Source organism: Kibdelosporangium aridum, from assembly GCF_900176515.1.
Lineage (GTDB): Bacteria > Actinomycetota > Actinomycetes > Mycobacteriales > Pseudonocardiaceae > Kibdelosporangium > Kibdelosporangium aridum.
Genome location: NZ_FWXV01000008.1, coordinates 490,118 through 509,893 on the forward strand (window position 1 = coordinate 490,118; position 19,776 = coordinate 509,893).

A 19,776-nucleotide genomic window follows, 5' to 3' on the forward strand; every position below is an offset into this window, starting at 1 on the left:
GTAGTTGAATGACGGGGCTGCGACTCGCGTGAGTGAAGGGGGACATGAGTGAGCAAGGTGCATCGGATCCTGTTGGGCGCCGCGCGGATCGGGCAGGCGCAGATGCTGTTCGGCAATCTCTACGAGGCAGTCGTGAAAGTCCCGCACGTGTTCGCTCACCACCGCGAACTTGCCAAACCGGGTGCCGTGTTGCGTCCCGGCAGTCCAACGCTGTACTTCGTGCCTGCCGGACCGGTCACGATCGCGGCCTCGGTCGCGGCGCTCGCGTCTGGGTGGCGTGACACGAGTCGGCGTCCTTGGCTGGCCGCATCCGCCGCGACGACTGTCGCGGTCGCTTTGGTGACCGCGTATGTCGTGCCGGCGATCAACCAGCCTCTGTTCTTGGCCGCGGAACCGCCCGCGCCGCAGAAACGGGATGTTCTGCTTCGCCGCTGGTACCGGCTCAACGCGATTCGCATCGCTGCCGGAGCGGTTGCCTGGTACACAGCTGGCCGGGCTCAACGCGTCCAGGGGTAGATCGCCACCTGTCCCTGCGGGTGGCGATACCAACCGGATGTTCGCCAACGCACGATCGCACTGCGGCAACGCTCGGCTGGCCAGCTCGCACAGATCTGGCGAGCCCCACGCGACTGACTCCCGGCGAGTCGCTGCTGCCCCGACTTGGCGTGGATCACGTCGTCCTTCGCTGTGCTGCGTGCGCTAGCTCCACGGCGCGGTCGGTGGCGAGTCGCAGGTCCACGCGTCCCGACCGGTCGGATCGGAAAGCCTCAGCACGGTAGGAGATCCGCAGCACACGGGAACGTTCGGCCGATATCGTCAAGGCGAGCCACAGCGGATGGGTGAATGGGACATCCACGTGTTTGCTTCCCGACGTCCACACCACCAGCCGCGACTTCGACACCGCGACCGCACCGACGATCGAGACCTCTCGCCGCCGTATCTCGACTCCGCCGGCCCGGTAGCGGCGGTACGTGATCGAGCCGGTCAGCTCTTCCGCCAGCGCGACAAGGTTTTCGGCCGCCAAACTGGTCCGTAACGCGTCTGGTAGTCGTGCCCAGCTGGGACCGCCTGTTCCCGCCATGCCGTGCGGCTCAGGCAGGTCGTGGAACAGTGCGGACAAGTCGCCGCGTGTTCGTGCCTCGGTCGCGGCCCGCACACGCTGTTCGAACTCGGGCAACGAAAGTCGCCCGGCGACAAGGTGGCTGACCAGTGCCTGGGTGACCGCGTCGCGCTCGGCGTGTCCCACACGCAGGCTGGACGGGTCGTTTGTTTCGCCCACCGCTCGACAGTACGAGATCTGGGACGTGTGATCGACCCGCCCATGTCTCCTCCAACCAACAACGCGCGTCGACCGAGCGGCGAACACTTACTTCCGCCGAGATACCGATGAGGTCAGGACTTCCCGCGGGCGGCTTCAACGTCAACTGTGGACGCTGTCCCAGAGCGCGTAGAAGGCGGACCGGGTTATGGGAGTGATGCCTGGCTGGTCGATTTCGAGGGCCTGGTCGGTCAGCATGCCGGTGTCTCTTCCAGATGCTGCCACCAGTAGCGGCGGGAAGGACCGGACGAGGGCACCTCGATCTGTTTGATGGCAACGACGTCACCGTCCAGGATGACGGCCTCCCACAGCCAGCGGTGATCTTCACGCAGCCCCGACAGTTGCCTGGCCCAGAACGCTGTGGCAACACGGGGGCAAGCGAACAAGTCGCTAGCTTCGTCGAGTAGCGTCACCGGCTGGACTGGCTGCGTTCGGTGAAGTTTCCGCGTCCTGGTTCGTCCTCCCATCGGCGACGGTGAGGATTGTGGCGATCAGGGCCAGGACGGCCGCGGGAAGGCCGAGCAGGGTCACCGACATCCATCCTTGTGCAACGCCACCGAGTCCACTGCCCAGGGCGATGCCGAGGAAGACCGCGGAGGAGTTGAGTCCGAAGAGGACTGGTGCCGAGGTGGGAGCGATGCTGACCAACCGGTATTGCTGGATTACTGATGGGGCTCCGTCTGTGATACCCCAGATTCCGGCCCATAGGAGGACAAGAGCCAGGCTATCGATCGCGAGAGGGCTGATGGCGAGTAGCGCCGTCGCGGCAGCGAGTGCCACAATCGCGACGCGAACCGTGGGAAGATTGTCTACGAGGTAGCCTGCGATCGCATTGCCTAGGACCGCGCCGAGACCCCACACCAAGAGAACCAGAGTCAGCGCTTGGGGAAATGTCCCGTTGAGAGCGTCCGCCGTTATCGCTCCGATGTACGTGTAGACCGTGTAGTGTCCGCCCATCACCAGCAGAGTCGCAAGCAAGGTGACGATCACCTTGGGCTGGCGGAGCGGCGCCAAGCGCGCGGAGAGGCTTGTCGCCGGCAGGTCAATCTTGGGCAAGCCCATCGAGGTGCCGATTGCCGCGATGACGCCAAGAGCAGCGACCGCCCAGAGCGTCAGGCGCCAGTCGACACTGCCGATCAGGTTGCCCAGTGGCATACCCAGTGCTGTGGAGACAGTGAGTCCGCCGATGACAAACGCCATCGAACGCCCTCGCCGTGCCTCCGGCGAGATCGCGACCGCGGCACTTGAAGCGGTCGCCGTGATGGTAGCGGCCCCCGCTGCCGTGAGAATGCGGGCCACCAACGCAATGACATAGTCGGGGCTGAGCGCCGTAACCGCGTTGCCGACTGCGAACACGACGAGCGCCAGCTGTAGTGCCGTGCGACGGTCGAGCGAACTCAGCAGCCAACCAAGAATCGGCGCGGTAATGGCGAACGTCAGGGCGAATGCCGTCACCAATTGGCCAGCGGCTGCAATGCTGACCTCGAGATCAGCAGCGATGGCGGGTAGCAGGCCGGCAATGACGAACGCGTCAGTACCGACCGCGAATGTGGCCAGGGCAAGCACAAGGAGGGGCTTCATGAGCTGGCCGGTTCCCTTCGTCCCGGCGGCACTGGCCTCGGTGGCGTTCAATCTTGACCTCGTTCCTGTTCGGTGAACAACCTGAGAAAGTTGCCCTCGGCGAACGTCCGGCCGACTGGCGAACCGCAGAACCGGCTGGTCGCTCCGACGTCGTTGCCAAGTCGTTCGGATACACGACGTTGTCTTACGCGCTACATGTCAGTGTTCTGACATGTAGAAGTATGTCAGAATATTGACATGGGTCAAGAAGAGACCGTCGGAGAGCTAGAGCAGTCAGTGGGCTACGTGCTTAAGCAAGTGCAAGCATCGCTGCATACCGCGATGGATGGGGTATTGCGTCCACTGGATTTGACAGTGGCGCAGTACGCGTGTCTCGAGCTGCTCGGTCAGCGCCCTGGGCTGTCCAACTCTGAACTTGCCCGCCGCGCTTTTGTCACGCGCCAGTCGATGAATCTCGTGGTGCGCCGCTTACAGGAGCGGGGCCTGCTCACCAGGCCTGAGAGCGCCTTACATGGGCGGAGCCTGCCGACCGAGCTCACTCCAGCCGGAGAGGAGAAGGTGCGCGCAGCCAGTGTCGCTGTACGTGCCGTCGAACGGGAATTGTTCTCGCCCTTGTCTGAGGAGCAGCAGCGCCGGTTGCGTGACGACCTCGCCGCCTGCGTTGCCCTCGCGACGTCCGCAGCCAATGCCCAGCGCCAGCCCGAAGATGAGATACTTTAGCGCGTCGATCAGGCGGCAAACGGCGCACCGGGTGGTCGACTCGCTCGGCCCGCTGCTGGCCCTGGTCCGCCGACGGCGCGTCGCACCAAGTCGCGATCGTCGACGGCACCTTGGTGCCCACACGCGATCACCGGGTCGCCGAGCGGTCGAAGAACTACTGGTATTCGACCAATCTGCAAGTCGCGATCGACGCCGATACCCGTCTGGTGATCGCGACCGGCGATCCGCAACCGGGTAACCGCAACGACTGCACGGTCTATCGCGACTCCGGCATCGCCGATGTGTTGGCGGGTCGTCCGGTGATGGCCGATGGCGGCTACCGGGGCAATCCCGGCGTGATCATGCCGTATCGCAAGCGCACCAAGGACACGGCTTTGCCGGACTGGCAGGAAGATCTCAACAAGGTCCACCGCAAGGTGCGCGCCAGGGTCGAACACGCCCTGGCACGCATGAAGACCTACAAGATCCCGCGCCACTACCGCCGTGCCGGCCACACCCTGGCCACCACAGCATCCGGCATCGCTTTCCTGCACAACCTCGCCATCACCGGCTGATCACCCCGCCCGGCAACCACCACACGATCAGTTACGAGACAGCCCTTAGTTCAGCTGACCGCTCATGGGACGACAGTAAAGTAGGCTCCTCTTCCGAGTTTGCCGTCGCATTTCATATGCGCGAAATAGGTGCCGGGTTTGTCGACGATATCAGCCTCGGCCTTCCACAAGTTCTTATAGTCGGCAATCCTCGCCTCTCCGCCGACAAAGCCTTCAGAAGTAACGATCTTGACCTTTTCGTCCACGCAATCTCCATAGAGGACCGCGCCCATCGTCCCAGCCTTGACCTTCCATGGTGGGGTAATCCTCGGCTGTTCGTTGGTGGCTCCGACAGGCGTGGCGAGCACAACCACCCCTGCTGTCGCAAGCACAAGGGCACCGATTCTCCTGCCCAAAGTAGACACATCCTTTCGCTATGGAAATATAGTTCGTGAATGCGCAACGATACCGGTCGACGTGATACAGCGTCAACGGTCGAAGAATTGTGATCGCCCGTTCGCATACTGTGCATGAATTGCGCCGGACAACTCCGCCAACTGCCCCAAGTCGCTTAAGTGGCGTTGGTCCGCACGTCGAGCGCCAGCCGTCGCGCATGTCACCCGCACCACACCGATCTGACGGCCCGAACCGGCCAGCGCGGATGGCCACAACGAGGGATGTCCGGCACACCTTCCAGGCCTGGTGCGGATCTCCGAGAAAAGCGTCAGGAATTCAGTCGACAAGCCTATTACAGCCACGTGCCCACCGGGTAAAAAACTCGTCGGCACCGGTGCCGAGATCGCCGGCGGCGGACCAGACCGCGTCCTGATCCCGCCAGAAACGATCAACGCGCGTCAGTGATGTCAGTGGGCAGTGCGGAGAGCTCAGCCAGGATGTCACCAGAGGAGACCAAGCCGTGCCCGCAGCGCCTGTTCGGAACCACCACCCGCCATTCTGACCCGCTATGACCACACCACCATCGGCACAGAGAGGGCATCCGGTACCGGTGTGAGCCATCGCGGGCAGGACGTATGGGTGGCCACGTCTGAGGCGGTGAGGATCTGCTCGTCGAGGGAAGCTCAGGAAGCTTGATGGTCGCCGACATGTTTGCGGCCTAGCCAAGACATGGGTCATGGAGTAGCCCCTGGGCATCGACCGGTAGGCCGTTGTGTGCGCCATGCCCGTCCGTGTACCGCATCACGGCGTGGGTGGCCACCACGTAACCCCATGTGCTCAGCACGAGCAGCAGCACGCAGACCCCGGCGCTGACCAGGCGCACCCGGCGCCCCCGGTTCGTGCCGTGAGCCAGCAGCGTCAGCAAGCCTGCGCCGGCGAGCGGGAACACCAGCATGGAGCCGAGTTCCCAGAGCACCAGGCCGAGATTGGAAAACACCGGCATATTCCGCAGCCGGCAAAGCAGTTGCGGGCCGGCGGAGATGTTGGCGATGTAGGTGGCGGCAAGCCACCACGCCACCCCTACGGCAATCCCGCCGCCGACGACTCCAACCGTCATCAACCCGCGAGGTAACCTGCCCGACCACAGCATGTGAAGTCCCTCCGTCGTAATAACGCTGCGACTCAAAGGCGGCAACGGCCGGGTGATTACCACCGCTGATCCCTATCGCTTCGCGTACCTGCCTGGCGCCACCACGGACACGATCCGTGCATAGATGATCACCCGGGCGGTGCTGTCAAGCATCCGGTCGGTCTCCGCAGCGTCTGCACGGCGAGTGATCCGCCACTAGTCGTGACCTTGGTCAGCGCGGAACGATAACTGGGTTCGTGTCTCACCGACTTGACCCACACGCGTCCGAGGGGCGAGCCGATCTGACATTACGGAGGTCGTCATGGGTTCATCGGAGCGCGATCGTCCGCGGGTTGTAGTTCGGCGCGGTGGGCCTGGCTTTGTCCAGTTCTGTCACTGACTTGGTGTCCGCACCGGTATAGCGGTGAGGTTGTTTGAGCAGGGCGACGCGTTCGCGGTGCCGTTCCAGGAAGTCGTAGTCGACGGTGGGCGGGTTTCCGGGTTCTGCGGCGAAGCTGCCGCGGACCATGTCAACTTTCTTTCCGTCCAGTTTGGACCATAGGTCGCGGGTTCTGACGTGTTCGATGTCGAGGTGGATGCCGCGGCGTTCGAAGTCGTCGCGGAGTGTCGGCTTACCGAGGAACTGCACGATGATTTCAGTCCTTTGTGGACTTCCGGCGGTCCGCGGCGTGCTCGGAAGGTCATGGCCGGCCGGGAAACTTGCGATCCTGGGTAGCGTCGGCAGTGCATGGACGGTCTCCGCCGCTCGGGGACCAGTCCCGGACGCTTCGGCTAGCCTCGACTTGAGCCGGACACCTGAATACAGGAAAGGGTATGCGACGTGTCGGTACTATTCTGTCGCGTCTCACCAGCGGTCTACCGCATGAAGTCGGCTTTATGACCTTGTTGACGGTTCTCCGTGTTGACTACCTCCTTGGATGCTCCTCGCGCGTCAGACTCTTTCGATAATCTTTTGTTTTTCTTCTGATTGTCCATATGTGGCGGTCATGTTAGCATTTGTTACTTGCGGCGTGGCATGTGATGGGGGAGGCGTTCATGCTGAAAGCCAGGGATGTCGATGGCCTGACCATGCAGATTTATCGATATATTGTGCGTAATTCGGGGTGTGGATCGGAAGATGTAGAGCGTGCTCTCGGAGTTCCGAGTTTAATCGTCGAGGATCGCCTTGACCGGCTTCAGCTGGCTGGTTTGCTCGCGGTGGGAATGAGCGGAGACATCCGTATCCTGCCGACTGGGCCTGACGTCATGTTCGAGAGACTCCGGGCAGGTGTCGAGTTCGAGTACGCCCAACGCAAGCAGGAGCTCACTGAACTCCACGACAGGTTCTCCCGCCTATTCGGAGAGTCGCTGGCTGCTGCCGACGACGCGCATCCAGTGCCCATGGACGTGCTCTCCACTACGGAGGCCGGATACGTTCACATATTGAATCTTGCCAGGAGTGCCAGGCGAGAAGTGCTGCATATGTGGACCGGGCTGCACGGCTCGTTGGGCAGTTGGCAGGAGATAGTGGACGTTCATGCCAGTGTCATGCGGCGTGGTGTGGACGTGCGAATGATTTGTCCATCGCACATTGCCGCAGCGGTACGGCCGATCACGACGATGCCGATCCGCGCGGTGGCGGCGCCACCGCTGGAAATGCACATATTCGACCGGCGAGTCAGTATCATCGACGATGACCGGGCTGTTTTCTTTATAGTGCGCGGCCAGGTGCTCGTGCACGTGATGCATGCTTTCTTTGAGAACTGGTGGGCTATGTCCCAAAATGTCGAAGGTTTTTCCGAGCAGGAGCCAAACCTGCCGTCGAACGAGGACAGAACTCTGCTGCATCTGCTGGGGGCAGGTGTAAAGGACGAGAAGATCGCACGCCGGATGGGGCTTTCGGTGCGCACTGTTCGACGTAAGATCGCGAGCCTGATGGACAGCTTGGAGGCGACCAGCCGCTTTGAGGCGGGTGTGGTGGCGGCTCGCCGTGGTTGGGTCTGAAGGCTGTCACCTAGTGCCCTTAAACATCGGTGTCCGCTTGTTGACGTCGAGTTGAGCGGTCCGGTGACGGGCGATTGGCTTTACCTCAGGGGCCTCGGACGAAGGGGAACTGATGGGGTATATCCAAGAGCTGCGCTCGTTGGTCGGTGTGCGGCCACTGATCCTTCCTGGTGCCGCGGTGATCGTGCGGGACGGCACGGACCGGATCCTTTTGTTGGCCCGTGCCGACACCGGCGGTTGGGGTTTGCCTGGCGGGTTCATGGAACCGGGGGAGTCCCTCGAAGAGACCGGGAGGCGTGAGGTCTTCGAGGAGACCGGGCTGCGCCTCGGCGACATGACCCTTCTTGGCGCGTTCTCCGGGCCTGAGCAGTTCTTCCGCTATCCCAATGGAGATCAGGTTTTCAACGTCACAGCGGCCTACACCAGTGTCGCACGCGGTTCACGCGTGACTGTCGATCGGACGGAAGCGATCGAGGCGAGGTTCTTCGCGCCGGTCGATCTGCCGCACGGCATCATCGCCCCAGAATTACCGATCATCGAGCGATATCTCTGCGGCCATCAGGTGGCGTGATGACCGCGGGATATCTCGACTTCATCGACTCGGTGCTGTCGGCTGGGGCACAGGTGGCGCGCCGGATGTTCGGCGGACGCCAAGCGAGCGGCCGAGGCGAGGATCGCAACCAGGTGGTGACCGAGGCCGACTTGCGGATTGGGTCGCTGATGTCGGAGCGGATCCGCCGGGCATTCCCCGAGCACACGATCATTGAGGAGGAGAACGGCGTCCTGGCTGACAAGGGCAGATGCGCCTGGGTTCTCGACCCGATCGACGGCACCAGCAACTTCGCCGCAGGCAGCCCGCTCTACGCCATCATGATCGGGCTTGTCGAGGACGGCAGGCCCGTCGCGGGCGGCGTCGTCATGCCGGCGCTTTGCCAGACATACCTGGCGGAACGAGGCGGTGGCTTGTTCCGCAACGGAACACGGCTGACGCCGGCTCAGCCGACCGACTTGTCCGAAGCGCTTGTCGCGTACGGGTTCGACATCCATTCAGCTGGTCAGTGTGCCTGGGAATGTTCGCTGATGGCGCGAATCGCGCCACATTGCGCCGGAATCAGAGCCAGTAACAGCGCCTTCGACGCGGTCATGACGGCATGTGGCGTCTACGGCGCCTACATCAATCGCTCGAACCGCATCTGGGACTGCGTCGCACCGCACGTCCTGGTGCAGGAAGGTGGCGGTAAATACACCACTTTGGACGGTTCACCGATCGGCTACGACAGGCCCGCGCAACGCGTCCACGACAACTTCGAAGTGCTGGCCAGCGGCGGTACCTGGCACGACGATCTCGTTGGTCTGGTCAACGCTTTCACAGAATCGAGGGACTGGGGAGATGGAGACACGCCAGCTCGAGGCATTCGTCACGGTGATCGACACCGGCAGCTTCACCAGAGCGGCGGCGCGACTTGACCTGTCTCAGCCCACGGTGACAACTCGCGTCAAGGCGTTGGAGCAAGGGCTGGACACGCTGTTGGTGGACCGGTTGCCCTCCGGGATCCGGCCGACAGCCGCCGGAGCCGAGTTCTTGCCGTACGCGCGTGAGATCATCGCCTTGACCGCCCGCGCCCGGTCGGCAGTCGCGGCCGACGGACAGCCGCACGGGCGGATCGACATCGGGACGGTCGCGGCGCTGACCACTTATCGGCTGCTCCCGGTCGTCGAGTATTTCTACCTGCGATATCCGCGAGTGCAGCTGTCGATGCACCCGCCGGCCTGCGGAGAAGCGATCACCCATGTCAAGGATGGCCGGTTGGACTGTGCCTTCCTCGTCGACACCGTCATGGACTATCCCGACCTGGCGACCAAAGTCCTGTGCCGGGAGCCGCTGGCACTGGTGGCGGGTCCGGATCACGCGTTGCTCGACCAGACCGGCGTGACCACGGAGCAGCTTCTGGCCACGGCGTTGATCCGGGCGGATACCAGCGGCGAGTACCACCTTCGCTTCGACAGCACCCTCGGGCAGCAGCCGCGGACGTTCGAGCTGGATTCCATCGACGCGGCCAAGCGCAGCGTCGCCAATGGGATGGGTGTCGCGCTGCTGCCCGCCATCGCGGTGGCGCAGGAACTCAGGGACGGAAAACTGGGCCTCGTCGACTGGACCCCGCCGTTTGAGACCTACACCCAGATCGTGTGGCGGCGCGACAGTGTGAACGCGGCCCTGGACGCACTGGTGGACGCGGTGGTGGAGGTAGTGGGCGAACAGACGTGCTGACTCACACCATCGCGGACAAGGCCTTGCGGTCGACCTTCCCGTTGGCCGTCAAGGGCAGCTCCGGCAGTGTGTGAAATCGGTGCGGCACCATGTAGTCGGGCAATGCCGCCAGGCAGAACGAAGTGAGATCCCGTTCGTCGCAATCCGTGGCCGTGACCAGGAAGGCGGTCAGTTCCTCGTCAGTGAGCGCGGCGGCGGCGGCGCTGACTCCGGGAAAGTCCACCAGCCTGCGCTCGATCTCACCGAGTTCGACTCGGTTGCCCCTGATCTGCACCTGGCTGTCGACACGGCCACGGAAGTACAGTTCTCCGCCGCGCCCGAAGCAACCCTTGTCCCCGGTGCGCAACACCTTCTGGCCGGACCGGGGCTCGACAGGATCGGGCACCAGCGCGGCTTCGGTGGCACGCGGGTCGTTCCAGTACCCGCTGAACAGTGCTGGGCTGCGCAAGTGGATCTCGCCGATGACGTCTTCATCCTCGACCAACCGCCCGTCCGGACCCACCAGCATCATCTCGGCGCCGTGGTGCGCCGGACCGATGGATAGCCGCTCGGGGATCGACTGCGGTACATCCACCAGCGACGCTGCCATCGATTCGGTACTGCCATAACAGTTGACGATCCGTGCTTCGGGCAGCAGCCGCCGAAGCTGACGAAGCTCGTGTACCGGGAATTCCTCGCCGGAGAACAGCACTCCGCGCAATCCCAGCTCCGCAAGTCTGCTGGGCGCGTGCTGGAGGACTTGACGCCAGATTGCGGGCACACCGTTGACCTGTGTGGTTTCCGTATCCCGCAGGACTCGGAGAAATCTCGTCGGCCAACGCAGCAGGTTCCTGGGAACGGGCACGACAGCGGCTCCGCTGCCCAGCGCCAAGCCGATGTCCAGTAAGGAGAAGTCGAACTGCAGCGGGGAGGTACTCGCGATCCGGTCGCCGGGTCCGGCGATCCCATGCCGCAGCATGCCGCGGTAAAACGAGGTGACCCCACGGTGGCTCATCACGACACCCTTGGGACATCCAGTCGTCCCGGACGTGAAGATCATGTAGGCGGTGTCGGTGACTGTGAGCTCATGACGTCGACGAACTCGGTGGGCTGGACGAGATTCGATGACGAGTTCGTTCTCGTCGAAGCACCCTGTGCCGGTTGCTGACCCGGTGATCCCTGCCTCGCCCTTGTGCCGAAGGAACAACGCTGGTTCTGCAAGGTCCACGATGGACTGTACACGCTGGTCAGGGGTCCGTGGACTGACCGGGATGAACGGAAGGCCCAATGTCGAACATGCGAGGATCATCGCGATGGCCGGTTCGCAGTTGTCGGCTTGGATGACAACCCGGTCTCCGACGTCCATGCCGAGTTCACCCAACACGGCCGCATAGTCGCCCACATGGGTCTGCAGTTCGCGGTAGGTGGTTGTCCGAACGTCGTCGTTACCGACGAACTCGACCACTGCGGCGCTGTCCGGCGACGACTCGACAGCAGCCAGCATGTATTCGTGGAAACACTCGTCCGGCCGGTGAAACGAAGTCATGCGGTTTTCCTCTGCCTGGTAGTCGTTGTGTGTCCGTCAAGCAGGAGCAAGGGAGGCTTGCCCCCGATCCGGACATCGCGGGCTGTACCGATGAGCAGGGTGTGGTCCCAGAGCACGACAGTCTGACGCACCGAACAGACCACGATCGCGGCTACATCGGTCAGCAGAGGCACACCCGCGTGGAGCGAGTACGGGACGCCTGCGAACCGCGTGGCGGGATCACCGGTCGCGAACTGTTGGATCAGCTCGTCCTGGCCAGTGGACAGAACGTTGACCGCGAACGAGCCGCCACGGATGGAGCCGTTCAGTGTGCTGCTGTTGTTGCGCAGGGAGACCAACATGGCCGGAGGACTCACCGACAGCGAGAGCACTCCCGTTGTGGTGCAACCGAATGGGCCTGGGGCCGTGACGACTGTCACCGACTTGGCGAGCCGGGACATCGCCTGGCGGAAGGCTGTGCGCTCAGGCATCAGACTCGCACCTCGGTGCTCAGCAGTCGGCGGAAGGCGGCGGCGACGACTCCCGGCCGGTCTCGGCCCCGGCTCGCGGACTCGACAGCGAATCGCAAAGCGCGAGGCAGGCCGACCCAGTCCGCGGTGGGTCCGTCATCCAATATCGTCCGCTGGAAGCAGTGGTGGCGTGCCGCGGCCCAAAGGTCGTCAGCGTGGTGGACCAACGCCCTGCGATCGGTGGCCAGCCGGTCGCCGAGGTACTCAAGCACATCAGCGGGATCTGTCAGCCAGCGACCCGCTGGTGGCCGGCGCTCTGAGCACGTCTGCCGAACCAGCCAGCGGTGCCGGCACTGGGTCGGCACGGCGGTGGGTGTGCCCAAGGCATGCTCGTCGCGGAGCAGGAGGTGGTTGTCGAGATTCGCTGGCAGGGTGAGGGCGCTGCGGAGCTTGTCTTCGTGCAGCCAGCCGCAGTACGGCGATTGCTGTCCGCTGGGCAGTTGTGCGTCGAACTTGTCGACCACTCTCCACTGTGTCCCATCCCAGTCGGTCAACAGTATCCAATGGGGAATGTCAGTCGATCGGTAGTTCGGAGACCACGGAAGGTGGCGTGTGTTGCCGACCGCGAGTACAGCGCCGTGCTTGGACAGCTCCGTGACCAGTCCGTCAAGGGCCGATGGCCAATGCACTACACCTCGGTATGCCAGTTCCCAACCGTGCTCGCGGTCGATGCGTTTGTGGTGGGAGAAGGCCAGATCCCCGCTGGACAGATCGGTTCGCACGTGCAGCCGGATCGCGCGGGCCAACCGCTGGACGGCGGTCGCGCCGAGGTACTCGACCAAGTTGGTGGTGTAGCAGGAGAGCATCATTGCTGCCTCCACGCGCAGCTGAGTGGAATCGCGGACAGGTGACGCAGCATGAGCCAGCGGTACGCCTTCCAGGTCCCGGTCGTGGAATACGGCCTGACGTCGACCGTTCTGGGCATGCCGCGAATTCCGCTGCCTTCGGCCTTCACGCAGGCTTCCTGGGCCGTCCAGATCCACGCGGCCTCAGTGCGATCGCTTGGATCTTGCACATCGATGCCAACCGGGCCCTGGGCTGACACACAGGCGGCAACGACATCACCGTCGTGAGACACGTTGATGCCCAGCGAAGGCCACTCGGACAGCGCGGGCTTGCCGTTGGGGCCAAGTAGTATCCCGGCAGTAGCGGCATTGGGCTCAACGTGGGCGATGAGAGCTCTGAGCACGGCTCGGCCGGCTAGGAATTCCTTGGCCCGCCAAGCAAGCATGTGCCTCGCATAACTCACATCCTGAGGATGCCGGGATCCCGGTGTGCTCACCTCCCCAGTCGTGACCCACACGCCGCGGACGACCTCGGTGGGCATCATGGCGAGAGTTCCTCGAGTACAGCGTCGGCGTTGTCACCTACTACTGACAACACAACTTCGGTCGCGCCGCCGCCGACACCGAACAAAGCGGCCTGGGCGCGCAGTTTCTGAGCGCCGGTGCTGGAAAACCCCTCCGCGCCTTGCAGATGGCCGCACTCACCGAGAACGTGATCCAGCGTGTCAGCCACTGAGCTCTTCAACATCGCCGCTGCTGTGGTGTCGTGCCGAACGGCGACTCTGTCCATGAGCTCACAGGTCAGCGCATGCAATTGCCGCGTGCGGACAAGGCAGACGGCGAACCGCTGCCGGACACTGTCCATTTGCCACAGAGTGGCACCGCCGTGAGGGCGTGCGAGCAAGCGTTGTTTGGTGTCAGCCAGCACTCGTCGGCAGAGCGCCACACCCCACAGCGCACCGGCGAGGCGCTCCACTGCGATGTGCGTGGCAAAGGCAGGTAGGCCTCGGCCGACTCGTCCGACCAGCCGATCACGCGGCAGCCGCACATGGTCGAAGTGGATGTGTCCGGTGCCGGAGCCGTCGAACAGTTCGGTGTCAGCGGACTCGACTTGGACGCCGGGCGCGCTGGCGGGCACCAGTATCCAGGTGAAGTTGGCGAAGTGCCGCCCATGACGGTGCCTTGCCAGTACGAGGATCTCGTCGGCGCAGGTGGCGTTCGTGATCCACTTCTTGGTGCCGTGGACCTCGATGCCGGCTTCCTCGATCCGGACCTCAGTGGCAAGCGCGGTCAGGTCCGAACCAGCTGCCTCGTCGGTGGCTGCGAGAGCCACGAGCGAGTCTCCGTCCAAGGCGCGGAGCAGTACCTGGCGCGCGGTTTCGCCGCCGGTTGCCAGGAGTGGAACAGCGGTCGCGAGCTGTACACAAACGGCCAGTGTCGCACCGATCGTCGACGTTTCGTCCACAGTGGCCAGCAGCTCACCTAGTCGGCGGGGATCCACCCCAGCGGCGGGGTCACCGTCCTGGTAGATCTGTGCGATGGAACCCGATCTGCCGAGCATGGCCCAGAGCTGTGCCCCGGTTGTGTTGCTCCGTGCGGCCACCGCGGTACTCACGCCGCGTCCGATGTGCTCGGGGCCGATGCCACGGCACGCCAGAGGCTGCCGGCCGTGGCGAACGTGTCGTCGTTGAGATCCTCGTCCGGCAAGGACACACCGAACTCGTCCTCGATCGCGAAGAGCAGTTCGATGGATTTCATCGAGTCGAGGCCGAGTGCCCGCAACTGCGAATCAGCGGTGATCTCCTGGCCATGCAGGTACTGCAGGAAAGGTTTGAGAAGCCGGGTGAAGCGCTCGTCCATGGTCAGGTGTCCTTCCTGAACATCTCCGGGTCGGCCGCCAGCAGGGCGGCGAGTGTCGAGAGAAGACCTGGCGGTTCAGCGTGACCCCGCTGAACTCGCCGCATCGCGACGAACGCTTGGCCCGCCAGCAGTTCCCACCGCCGCAGGTGTTCGTCAGGCACACGCGTTCCGTGCGCGGCGAGGAAGGCGGCGTGCAAGGCGCGTGACCTGGCCAAGAGCCATGTTTCGACGCAGAGGCGGTCGAGTGACCGCTGCCGGTCCGGATAGTCGTCGTAGGCAGCCAGGTACCTGGCTGGGGGCTCGACCTGGACGACGGGGTGCGGGGTTTCGACGTCCCTGGGGCTGAGGGCCATTACGCGGCCACGGTGGGGGAGTTCGTCCCATTGCAGTTCCCAGGTGCCTGGGCTTGCCGAACCCCACTGCGTCTGGTTGTGGTAGGCGTCGACGACGATCGCCTTTTCGCCCACAGGCTCGACAAGGAAGCTGTGATCCATGTGGCGCTGTCCGAAATACGGCAGCCAAGGCATCTCGAAAGCGTCCGCGACCACGTACAACGACGTGTTGCGTTCGGCCAGGTCGCGTAGCTGACCCGGTGTGGTGAAGCGCGCCCGTGCGTCGACGGTCATGCCGGTCAAAGCGCATGCCTCGGTCACTTGGGGCACCATTTCCGGTTCGACCGTGGGCAGGCCGTCTTCTGTTGTCCTCGGCCGAAAGCGCAACGCCGCACCCAGAGCCAGGTGCGTGTCCGGGCCGTGCCACCGGTCCGCCAGCACCGCGAGATTGGCCTGGATGCAGTCGAGCAGGTGGGATCGCACCGTGGTCTCCGGCCGCGAAATCGGGAGCAGGCTGGTCATCTTGACTCCTCCGACTCGGTTCTCCTCAGTGAAGTCCAGCCGCCAAGTCTGTCGCAAGGGAATGTCGCGGCATTGCGATACGTCCTGCTTATGCGCCTATTGTCGGTGCTGAAAGAATCATGTTAGAGATGTTTTGCCGGACCTGTCGCGGGTATGCGGTTGTAGTTTATCGGGTCATTGGATTCTTCTATCGACTCGATCTGAATCGGCTCGTGGGATCCGATACCGTGACGTTATTCGAAGTGCCTCAGCTTTGCGAAGACCGGAGGAATCCCGGATGGTCTTGACGGCATTCCCAAGCGCGGATACGGCACGGTTTCGTGCCAAAGGACCCCGCCAGCTCGACGAGATCTCGGCACGGTACGGCCTGACACCCGAGATCACCACGGCGATCAGGCTGATCTCCCAGGTATTGCCGTTCCGGGTGAACGACTACGTACTGGAGAACCTGATCGACTGGGGCGATGTCCCCGCCGATCCGATGTTCCAGCTGATGTTCCCGCAGGGTGGAATGCTGGGCCCGGAAGACGAACGGCGGCTGGCGAAGGTGGCCGGTGATCGAGCCGGAACCCGCGAGCTGGTCAACCGGATTCGCGCGCGCCTCAACCCGCACCCGTCCGGGCAGAAACAGCTCAATGTGCCCAGGCTGCACGGCTCGGACATCGCCGGTGTCCAACACAAATATCGGGAAACCGTTCTTTATTTCCCAGGACAGGGGCAGTCTTGTCACGCGTACTGCACTTACTGTTTCCGCTGGGCCCAGTTCGTCGGTGACGCGGATCTGCGCTTCGCCGCGGCCCGGCCGGATGAACTGATCGAATACCTGCACTGCCATCCGGACGTCACAGACGTCCTGGTGACCGGCGGTGATCCGATGGTGATGTCGACCGAGCGGCTCGCTTCCCACCTGATGCCCTTGTTGGCTGTCGAATCGGTCCAGACGATTCGTATCGGCACGAAATCGCCGGCGTACTGGCCGCACCGGTTCGTCACGGACAACGATGCCGACGACGTGCTGCGGCTTTTCGAGAGTGTGGTCCGCTCCGGCAGGCATCTCGCCGTGATGGCCCACTTCAGCCACCCGCGAGAGCTGCGGACCGACCTCGCGCGTGCGGCCGTTTCGCGGATCCGGTCGACCGGAGCGGTCGTGTACTGCCAGGCCCCGATGATCGCCCGCGTCAATGACGACGCGGCGACATGGGCGCAGTTGTGGCGCGCGGAACTGGCGGCAGGGGCTGTGCCGTATTACCTGTTCGTGGAACGGGACACCGGGCCACACGAGTACTTCAAGGTGCCACTCGCCAAGGCGGTTCGCCTCTTCCAGGAGGCCTACCGGCAGTTACCCGGCCTGGCCCGCACAGTGCGAGGTCCAGTCATGTCGGCGACACCGGGCAAGGTGATCATCGATGGTGTCGAGACGACCCCGCGGGGGCGTTTCTTCCAACTGAGGATGCTGCAGGCGCGCGACCCGTCGCTGGCCGGCAGGCCGTTCCGGGCCCTCTACTCGCCGAGTGCGGCATGGCTGACCGACTTGCAGCTGGATCTCACCGCGCCACAGGACATCGCTGCTGCCGTGCTCGGCAGGCCCAGCCCTGTCCGAGCGAGTGCTTGACGAACGAAAGGTGCAGAGGATGGTGTCCCCGAATTTGGCGCTGAATGAGTATGTGGCGCAACGGCAAGCGGCCGGCGACGACATCGTGCACATGGGGTTCGGTGAAGCACGGCTGCCGGTCTTCGGTCCGCTCGCCGACCAGTTGATCAAGGGGGCGACCCGCAACGCCTATGGACCTGTCGCAGGGTGCGAAGAGGCCCGCGCGGCAGTGGCCGGATATTTCACGCGCAGGGGCCTGCCCACCCAGCCGGGGCAGATCGTGCTGGCGCCAGGCAGTAAACCGTTGCTGATGGCCTTGAACCACGTGCTGCCTGGCGATGTCGTCCTACCACGGCCATGCTGGAACAGCTACGCGCCGCAGGCGAAGCTCGCGAACAAGGATGTGTTCCCGGTCGCGATCCCGGCGGAGTGCGGCGGTGTTCCTGATCCGGCCGCACTCCGGGGGATGATCCACGCGGCTCGCGCCCTCGGTCGTGCCCCTAGGACCGTGGTGCTGACGCTGCCGGACAATCCCACGGGCACCATCGCGTCGCCAGAGCGGGTGCGTGAGATCTGCCGGCTGGCGGAGGAAGAAGACCTTTTTCTCGTCTCGGATGAGATCTACCGCGACCTCGTGCATCCGCCGGGGACCGAGTTGGTCAGTCCGGCGGAGGTCGTGCCCGATCGGACGGTCGTCACGACGGGCTTGTCGAAGAGTCTGGCGGTGGGCGGCTGGCGGATCGGCGCGGCGCGTTTCCCCGACAGCGCAGTGGGGGAACGGCTTCGCGCGGACGTCACGTCGGTGGCCAGTGACTTGTGGTCCACATTGGCCGGTCCCATGCAGGCGGTGGCCGCGTACGCGTTCAGTGAGCCGCCGGAGATTCGTCAGCAGTTGGCCGCTTGTGCCCGCCTGCACGGCGTTGTCGCTCATGCGGTGTACGAGATCATGATCTCGGTGGGCGCTCAGTGCCGACGGCCCACCGGTGGTTTTTACGTCTATCCGGACTTCGAGCCACTGCGGGACCGGCTGGCCGGCCATGGAGTGTCGTGTTCGGCGTCGCTGAGCCGGGAACTGCTGCTGCAATCAGGTATCGCGGTTCTGCCAGGGCACCATCTCGGTGACGATGACCAGGCACTGCGGTTCAAGGCGGCGACGAGCATGTTGTACGGGGAGAGTGCGCACGAGCAGCAGATGGCGTTGGACGCGAACGATCCCCTGCGTCTGCCTCATGTCGACGCTGCTCTCACCCGGATCGACGAAGGCCTGACCAAACTGTGCCGGTGAGGAGAAGACCGTGCGTCACAACGAAGTTCACGCGATCGTCGCGGATACCGCGGCACAGGTGCTGGGGGTCCAGCCCGGCACCGGCACCCTAACCGATCTGCCCACCTTCAACTCGTTCCGGCTCGTCGAGATCCTCGAGAGGGTCGAGACGAGACTGGGGGTGACGGTGGATCCCGCCGACCTCACACCGGACAACCTCACGCGGATCGACTCCTTGTGCGCGATGTTCGAACGCAGTCTGCGGGAAGGAGCCGTGCGATGAAAGCCGCGGTCAGGACAGACGACGCACTCGCCGAGGTGCGCGCTGTCACACGAGAACACGCTGACACAACGGATCGGGAGGCTCGATTCCCGATCGAGGCGTTGGACGCGCTGCGGAACCGTGGTTTTCTCGGACTCGTGGTCCCATCCGAATACGGCGGTCTCGGTGCGACACCGGCCGAGATGTTCACCATCGCGGCAGAACTTTCCAGAGACTGCATGTCGGTCGGGATGATCTTTGCGATGCACTGCCAGCAAGTCATGGCAGTAGTCGAGCACGCGGACCGCCGTCTTCGTACGGCGCTGCTGCCACGCATCGCGCGAGACCAGCTGTACCTCGCCTCGGTGACCACGGAGGCTGGCAAAGGTGGTCATCTTCTTACCTCACAAGCTGAGCTGACCCGCGATGCGTCTACTTTGCACATTGACAGGTTCGCCCCTGTGGTGACGGGCGGCGCGTACGCCGATGGGTTCCTCATCACTATGCGTGCGCCGGACGCGCGATCTGGCAGTGATGTGTCGTTGGTCTACGCGGATCGGACACAGCTCGACGTCAGTGCCGTGGGTGATTGGAACCCACTGGGAATGCGGGCGACTCACAGCATTCCGATGAAAATCGTCGGCGACATCCCAGCGGATCAGGTAGTCGGGCGGCACGGCGCCTTCCGCGACATCGCGGTGCGGACTTTCGCGCCTCTCGCCCACCTCGGCTGGGCTTCATGCTGGCTCGGTACTGCCGACGGCGCGTTGGCGCGGACCGTACGGATGTTGCGGGACACCCGGCAGCGCCGAGATCTGAACTCCGAACTCCTGCTGCACCGGCTTTCCCAGGCGCGGCAGCGGCTGGACACGGTGCACGCGCTCATTCAGCATGCCACGGACGTCCTGGCGGCAGGCGTTGCGGACATCTCCACACCTCGGGTGCAGCTGCTCTTGAACGCGGTCAAGCTGACCGCCTCGAAGGAGTGCGTCGCCGTGGTGGACGACTTGATCGAACTGGCCGGCTTGCGCCACGGATACCTGTGTGACTCCGCGTTGAAGCTGGAACGGGCGTTGCGCGATCTGCGCTCGGCGTCACTCAACTATGGCAACGACAGGTTGCACGCCGCCGACGGCGCCTTGGTGCTGATGGATCGCGACGTCAGGCACGTGTGAG

The 19,776-nt window shown here is 63.9% G+C and carries 22 protein-coding genes and 1 pseudogene; 11 read left to right on the forward strand and 12 right to left on the reverse strand.

The window, feature by feature from the left end; all coding sequences use genetic code 11:
- The first annotated feature begins 48 nt into the window (after window positions 1-48).
- Window positions 49-516, forward strand: a complete 468-nt coding sequence (locus tag B9C43_RS38000; RefSeq protein ID WP_084431777.1) for an anthrone oxygenase family protein — start codon at window positions 49-51, stop codon at window positions 514-516.
- Between the two features lie 154 nt (window positions 517-670).
- Here the strand turns inward: B9C43_RS38000 and B9C43_RS38005 are convergent, their stop codons facing one another.
- A complete protein-coding gene (locus tag B9C43_RS38005) occupies window positions 671-1,279 on the reverse strand; it encodes a DUF1707 SHOCT-like domain-containing protein (protein WP_160096981.1) in 609 nt (202 codons plus the stop codon).
- 429 nt (window positions 1,280-1,708) lie between these two features.
- Window positions 1,709-2,950, reverse strand: a complete 1,242-nt coding sequence (locus B9C43_RS38015; protein WP_200825873.1) for an MFS transporter — start codon at window positions 2,948-2,950, stop codon at window positions 1,709-1,711.
- Window positions 2,951-3,136: 186 nt separating this feature from the next.
- On the opposite strand from B9C43_RS38015, the gene B9C43_RS38020 reads away from it, so the two are divergent.
- Both B9C43_RS38020 and B9C43_RS38025 read left to right on the forward strand, forming a co-directional pair.
- Window positions 3,137-3,619: a MarR family winged helix-turn-helix transcriptional regulator gene (locus tag B9C43_RS38020; protein ID WP_084431783.1), complete on the forward strand. Its 483-nt coding sequence runs from the start codon at window positions 3,137-3,139 to the stop codon at window positions 3,617-3,619.
- Window positions 3,620-3,638: 19 nt separating this feature from the next.
- Window positions 3,639-4,173 (forward strand): annotated as a pseudogene (locus B9C43_RS38025) (transposase); the annotation flags it as partial.
- A 62-nt stretch (window positions 4,174-4,235) separates the two neighbouring features.
- Here B9C43_RS38025 and B9C43_RS38030 read toward each other — a convergent pair.
- The 3 genes from B9C43_RS38030 to B9C43_RS38040 all read right to left on the reverse strand — a co-directional run bounded on the left by B9C43_RS38030 (window position 4,236) and on the right by B9C43_RS38040 (window position 6,326).
- A complete protein-coding gene (locus tag B9C43_RS38030) occupies window positions 4,236-4,568 on the reverse strand; it encodes a hypothetical protein (protein ID WP_143446885.1) in 333 nt (110 codons plus the stop codon).
- A gap of 698 nt (window positions 4,569-5,266) precedes the next feature.
- Window positions 5,267-5,698 carry a hypothetical protein gene (locus B9C43_RS38035; protein ID WP_160096983.1) on the reverse strand — a complete coding sequence of 144 codons (432 nt, stop codon included), beginning with the start codon at window positions 5,696-5,698 and terminating at the stop codon, window positions 5,267-5,269.
- Between the two features lie 307 nt (window positions 5,699-6,005).
- Window positions 6,006-6,326, reverse strand: coding sequence for a hypothetical protein (locus tag B9C43_RS38040; RefSeq protein ID WP_200825874.1), 321 nt, complete (start codon window positions 6,324-6,326; stop codon window positions 6,006-6,008).
- Window positions 6,327-6,733: 407 nt separating this feature from the next.
- Between B9C43_RS38040 and B9C43_RS38045 the strand changes: the two genes are divergently transcribed.
- The 4 genes from B9C43_RS38045 to B9C43_RS38060 all read left to right on the forward strand — a co-directional run bounded on the left by B9C43_RS38045 (window position 6,734) and on the right by B9C43_RS38060 (window position 9,950).
- Window positions 6,734-7,681, forward strand: a complete 948-nt coding sequence (locus tag B9C43_RS38045) for a LuxR C-terminal-related transcriptional regulator (RefSeq protein ID WP_160096985.1) — start codon at window positions 6,734-6,736, stop codon at window positions 7,679-7,681.
- Between the two features lie 112 nt (window positions 7,682-7,793).
- Window positions 7,794-8,252, forward strand: coding sequence for an NUDIX hydrolase (locus B9C43_RS38050; RefSeq protein WP_033393838.1), 459 nt, complete (start codon window positions 7,794-7,796; stop codon window positions 8,250-8,252).
- A complete protein-coding gene (locus B9C43_RS38055; RefSeq protein WP_084431791.1) occupies window positions 8,252-9,148 on the forward strand; it encodes an inositol monophosphatase family protein in 897 nt (298 codons plus the stop codon). Before B9C43_RS38050 ends, B9C43_RS38055 begins: the two co-directional genes overlap by 1 nt.
- Entirely contained in the window at window positions 9,072-9,950 is an 879-nt protein-coding gene (locus B9C43_RS38060) for a LysR family transcriptional regulator (RefSeq protein WP_084431793.1), read from the forward strand. The genes B9C43_RS38055 and B9C43_RS38060 overlap by 77 nt, the downstream gene beginning before the upstream one ends.
- A gap of 1 nt (window position 9,951) precedes the next feature.
- On the opposite strand, the gene B9C43_RS38065 is transcribed toward B9C43_RS38060, so the two are convergent.
- Genes B9C43_RS38065 through B9C43_RS38095 form a run of 7 tightly spaced genes read right to left on the reverse strand, consistent with a single transcriptional unit; the run spans window position 9,952 to window position 15,483 of the window.
- The gene (locus B9C43_RS38065) at window positions 9,952-11,475 is read right to left on the reverse strand and encodes an AMP-binding protein (protein WP_084431795.1); all 1,524 of its coding nucleotides are present in this window, start codon (window positions 11,473-11,475) and stop codon (window positions 9,952-9,954) included.
- Entirely contained in the window at window positions 11,472-11,945 is a 474-nt protein-coding gene (locus B9C43_RS38070; RefSeq protein WP_051898172.1) for a flavin reductase family protein, read from the reverse strand. Before B9C43_RS38070 ends, B9C43_RS38065 begins: the two co-directional genes overlap by 4 nt.
- Window positions 11,945-12,793 carry a hypothetical protein gene (locus B9C43_RS38075; protein ID WP_084431797.1) on the reverse strand — a complete coding sequence of 283 codons (849 nt, stop codon included), beginning with the start codon at window positions 12,791-12,793 and terminating at the stop codon, window positions 11,945-11,947. Before B9C43_RS38075 ends, B9C43_RS38070 begins: the two co-directional genes overlap by 1 nt.
- Window positions 12,790-13,314 carry a 4'-phosphopantetheinyl transferase family protein gene (locus B9C43_RS38080; RefSeq protein WP_084431799.1) on the reverse strand — a complete coding sequence of 175 codons (525 nt, stop codon included), beginning with the start codon at window positions 13,312-13,314 and terminating at the stop codon, window positions 12,790-12,792. The genes B9C43_RS38075 and B9C43_RS38080 overlap by 4 nt, the downstream gene beginning before the upstream one ends.
- The gene (locus B9C43_RS38085; RefSeq protein ID WP_235039083.1) at window positions 13,311-14,384 is read right to left on the reverse strand and encodes an acyl-CoA dehydrogenase family protein; all 1,074 of its coding nucleotides are present in this window, start codon (window positions 14,382-14,384) and stop codon (window positions 13,311-13,313) included. Before B9C43_RS38085 ends, B9C43_RS38080 begins: the two co-directional genes overlap by 4 nt.
- The gene (locus B9C43_RS38090; protein WP_084431801.1) at window positions 14,381-14,629 is read right to left on the reverse strand and encodes a phosphopantetheine-binding protein; all 249 of its coding nucleotides are present in this window, start codon (window positions 14,627-14,629) and stop codon (window positions 14,381-14,383) included. The genes B9C43_RS38085 and B9C43_RS38090 overlap by 4 nt, the downstream gene beginning before the upstream one ends.
- Before the next feature lie 2 nt (window positions 14,630-14,631).
- Complete coding sequence (locus B9C43_RS38095) at window positions 14,632-15,483, reverse strand: hypothetical protein (RefSeq protein ID WP_084431803.1); 852 nt, start codon at window positions 15,481-15,483, stop codon at window positions 14,632-14,634.
- 277 nt (window positions 15,484-15,760) lie between these two features.
- Between B9C43_RS38095 and B9C43_RS38100 the strand changes: the two genes are divergently transcribed.
- The 4 genes from B9C43_RS38100 to B9C43_RS38115 are packed head-to-tail and all read left to right on the forward strand — an operon-like array spanning window position 15,761 to window position 19,775.
- Window positions 15,761-17,095 (forward strand): KamA family radical SAM protein, encoded by a 1,335-nt coding sequence (locus B9C43_RS38100; protein ID WP_084431805.1) that lies wholly within the window; start codon window positions 15,761-15,763, stop codon window positions 17,093-17,095.
- A gap of 19 nt (window positions 17,096-17,114) precedes the next feature.
- Window positions 17,115-18,359: a pyridoxal phosphate-dependent aminotransferase gene (locus B9C43_RS38105; RefSeq protein WP_084431806.1), complete on the forward strand. Its 1,245-nt coding sequence runs from the start codon at window positions 17,115-17,117 to the stop codon at window positions 18,357-18,359.
- A 10-nt stretch (window positions 18,360-18,369) separates the two neighbouring features.
- Window positions 18,370-18,621, forward strand: a complete 252-nt coding sequence (locus B9C43_RS38110; RefSeq protein WP_033393851.1) for a phosphopantetheine-binding protein — start codon at window positions 18,370-18,372, stop codon at window positions 18,619-18,621.
- Window positions 18,618-19,775: an acyl-CoA dehydrogenase family protein gene (locus B9C43_RS38115; RefSeq protein WP_084431808.1), complete on the forward strand. Its 1,158-nt coding sequence runs from the start codon at window positions 18,618-18,620 to the stop codon at window positions 19,773-19,775. Before B9C43_RS38110 ends, B9C43_RS38115 begins: the two co-directional genes overlap by 4 nt.
- Window position 19,776: the final 1 nt, after the last annotated feature.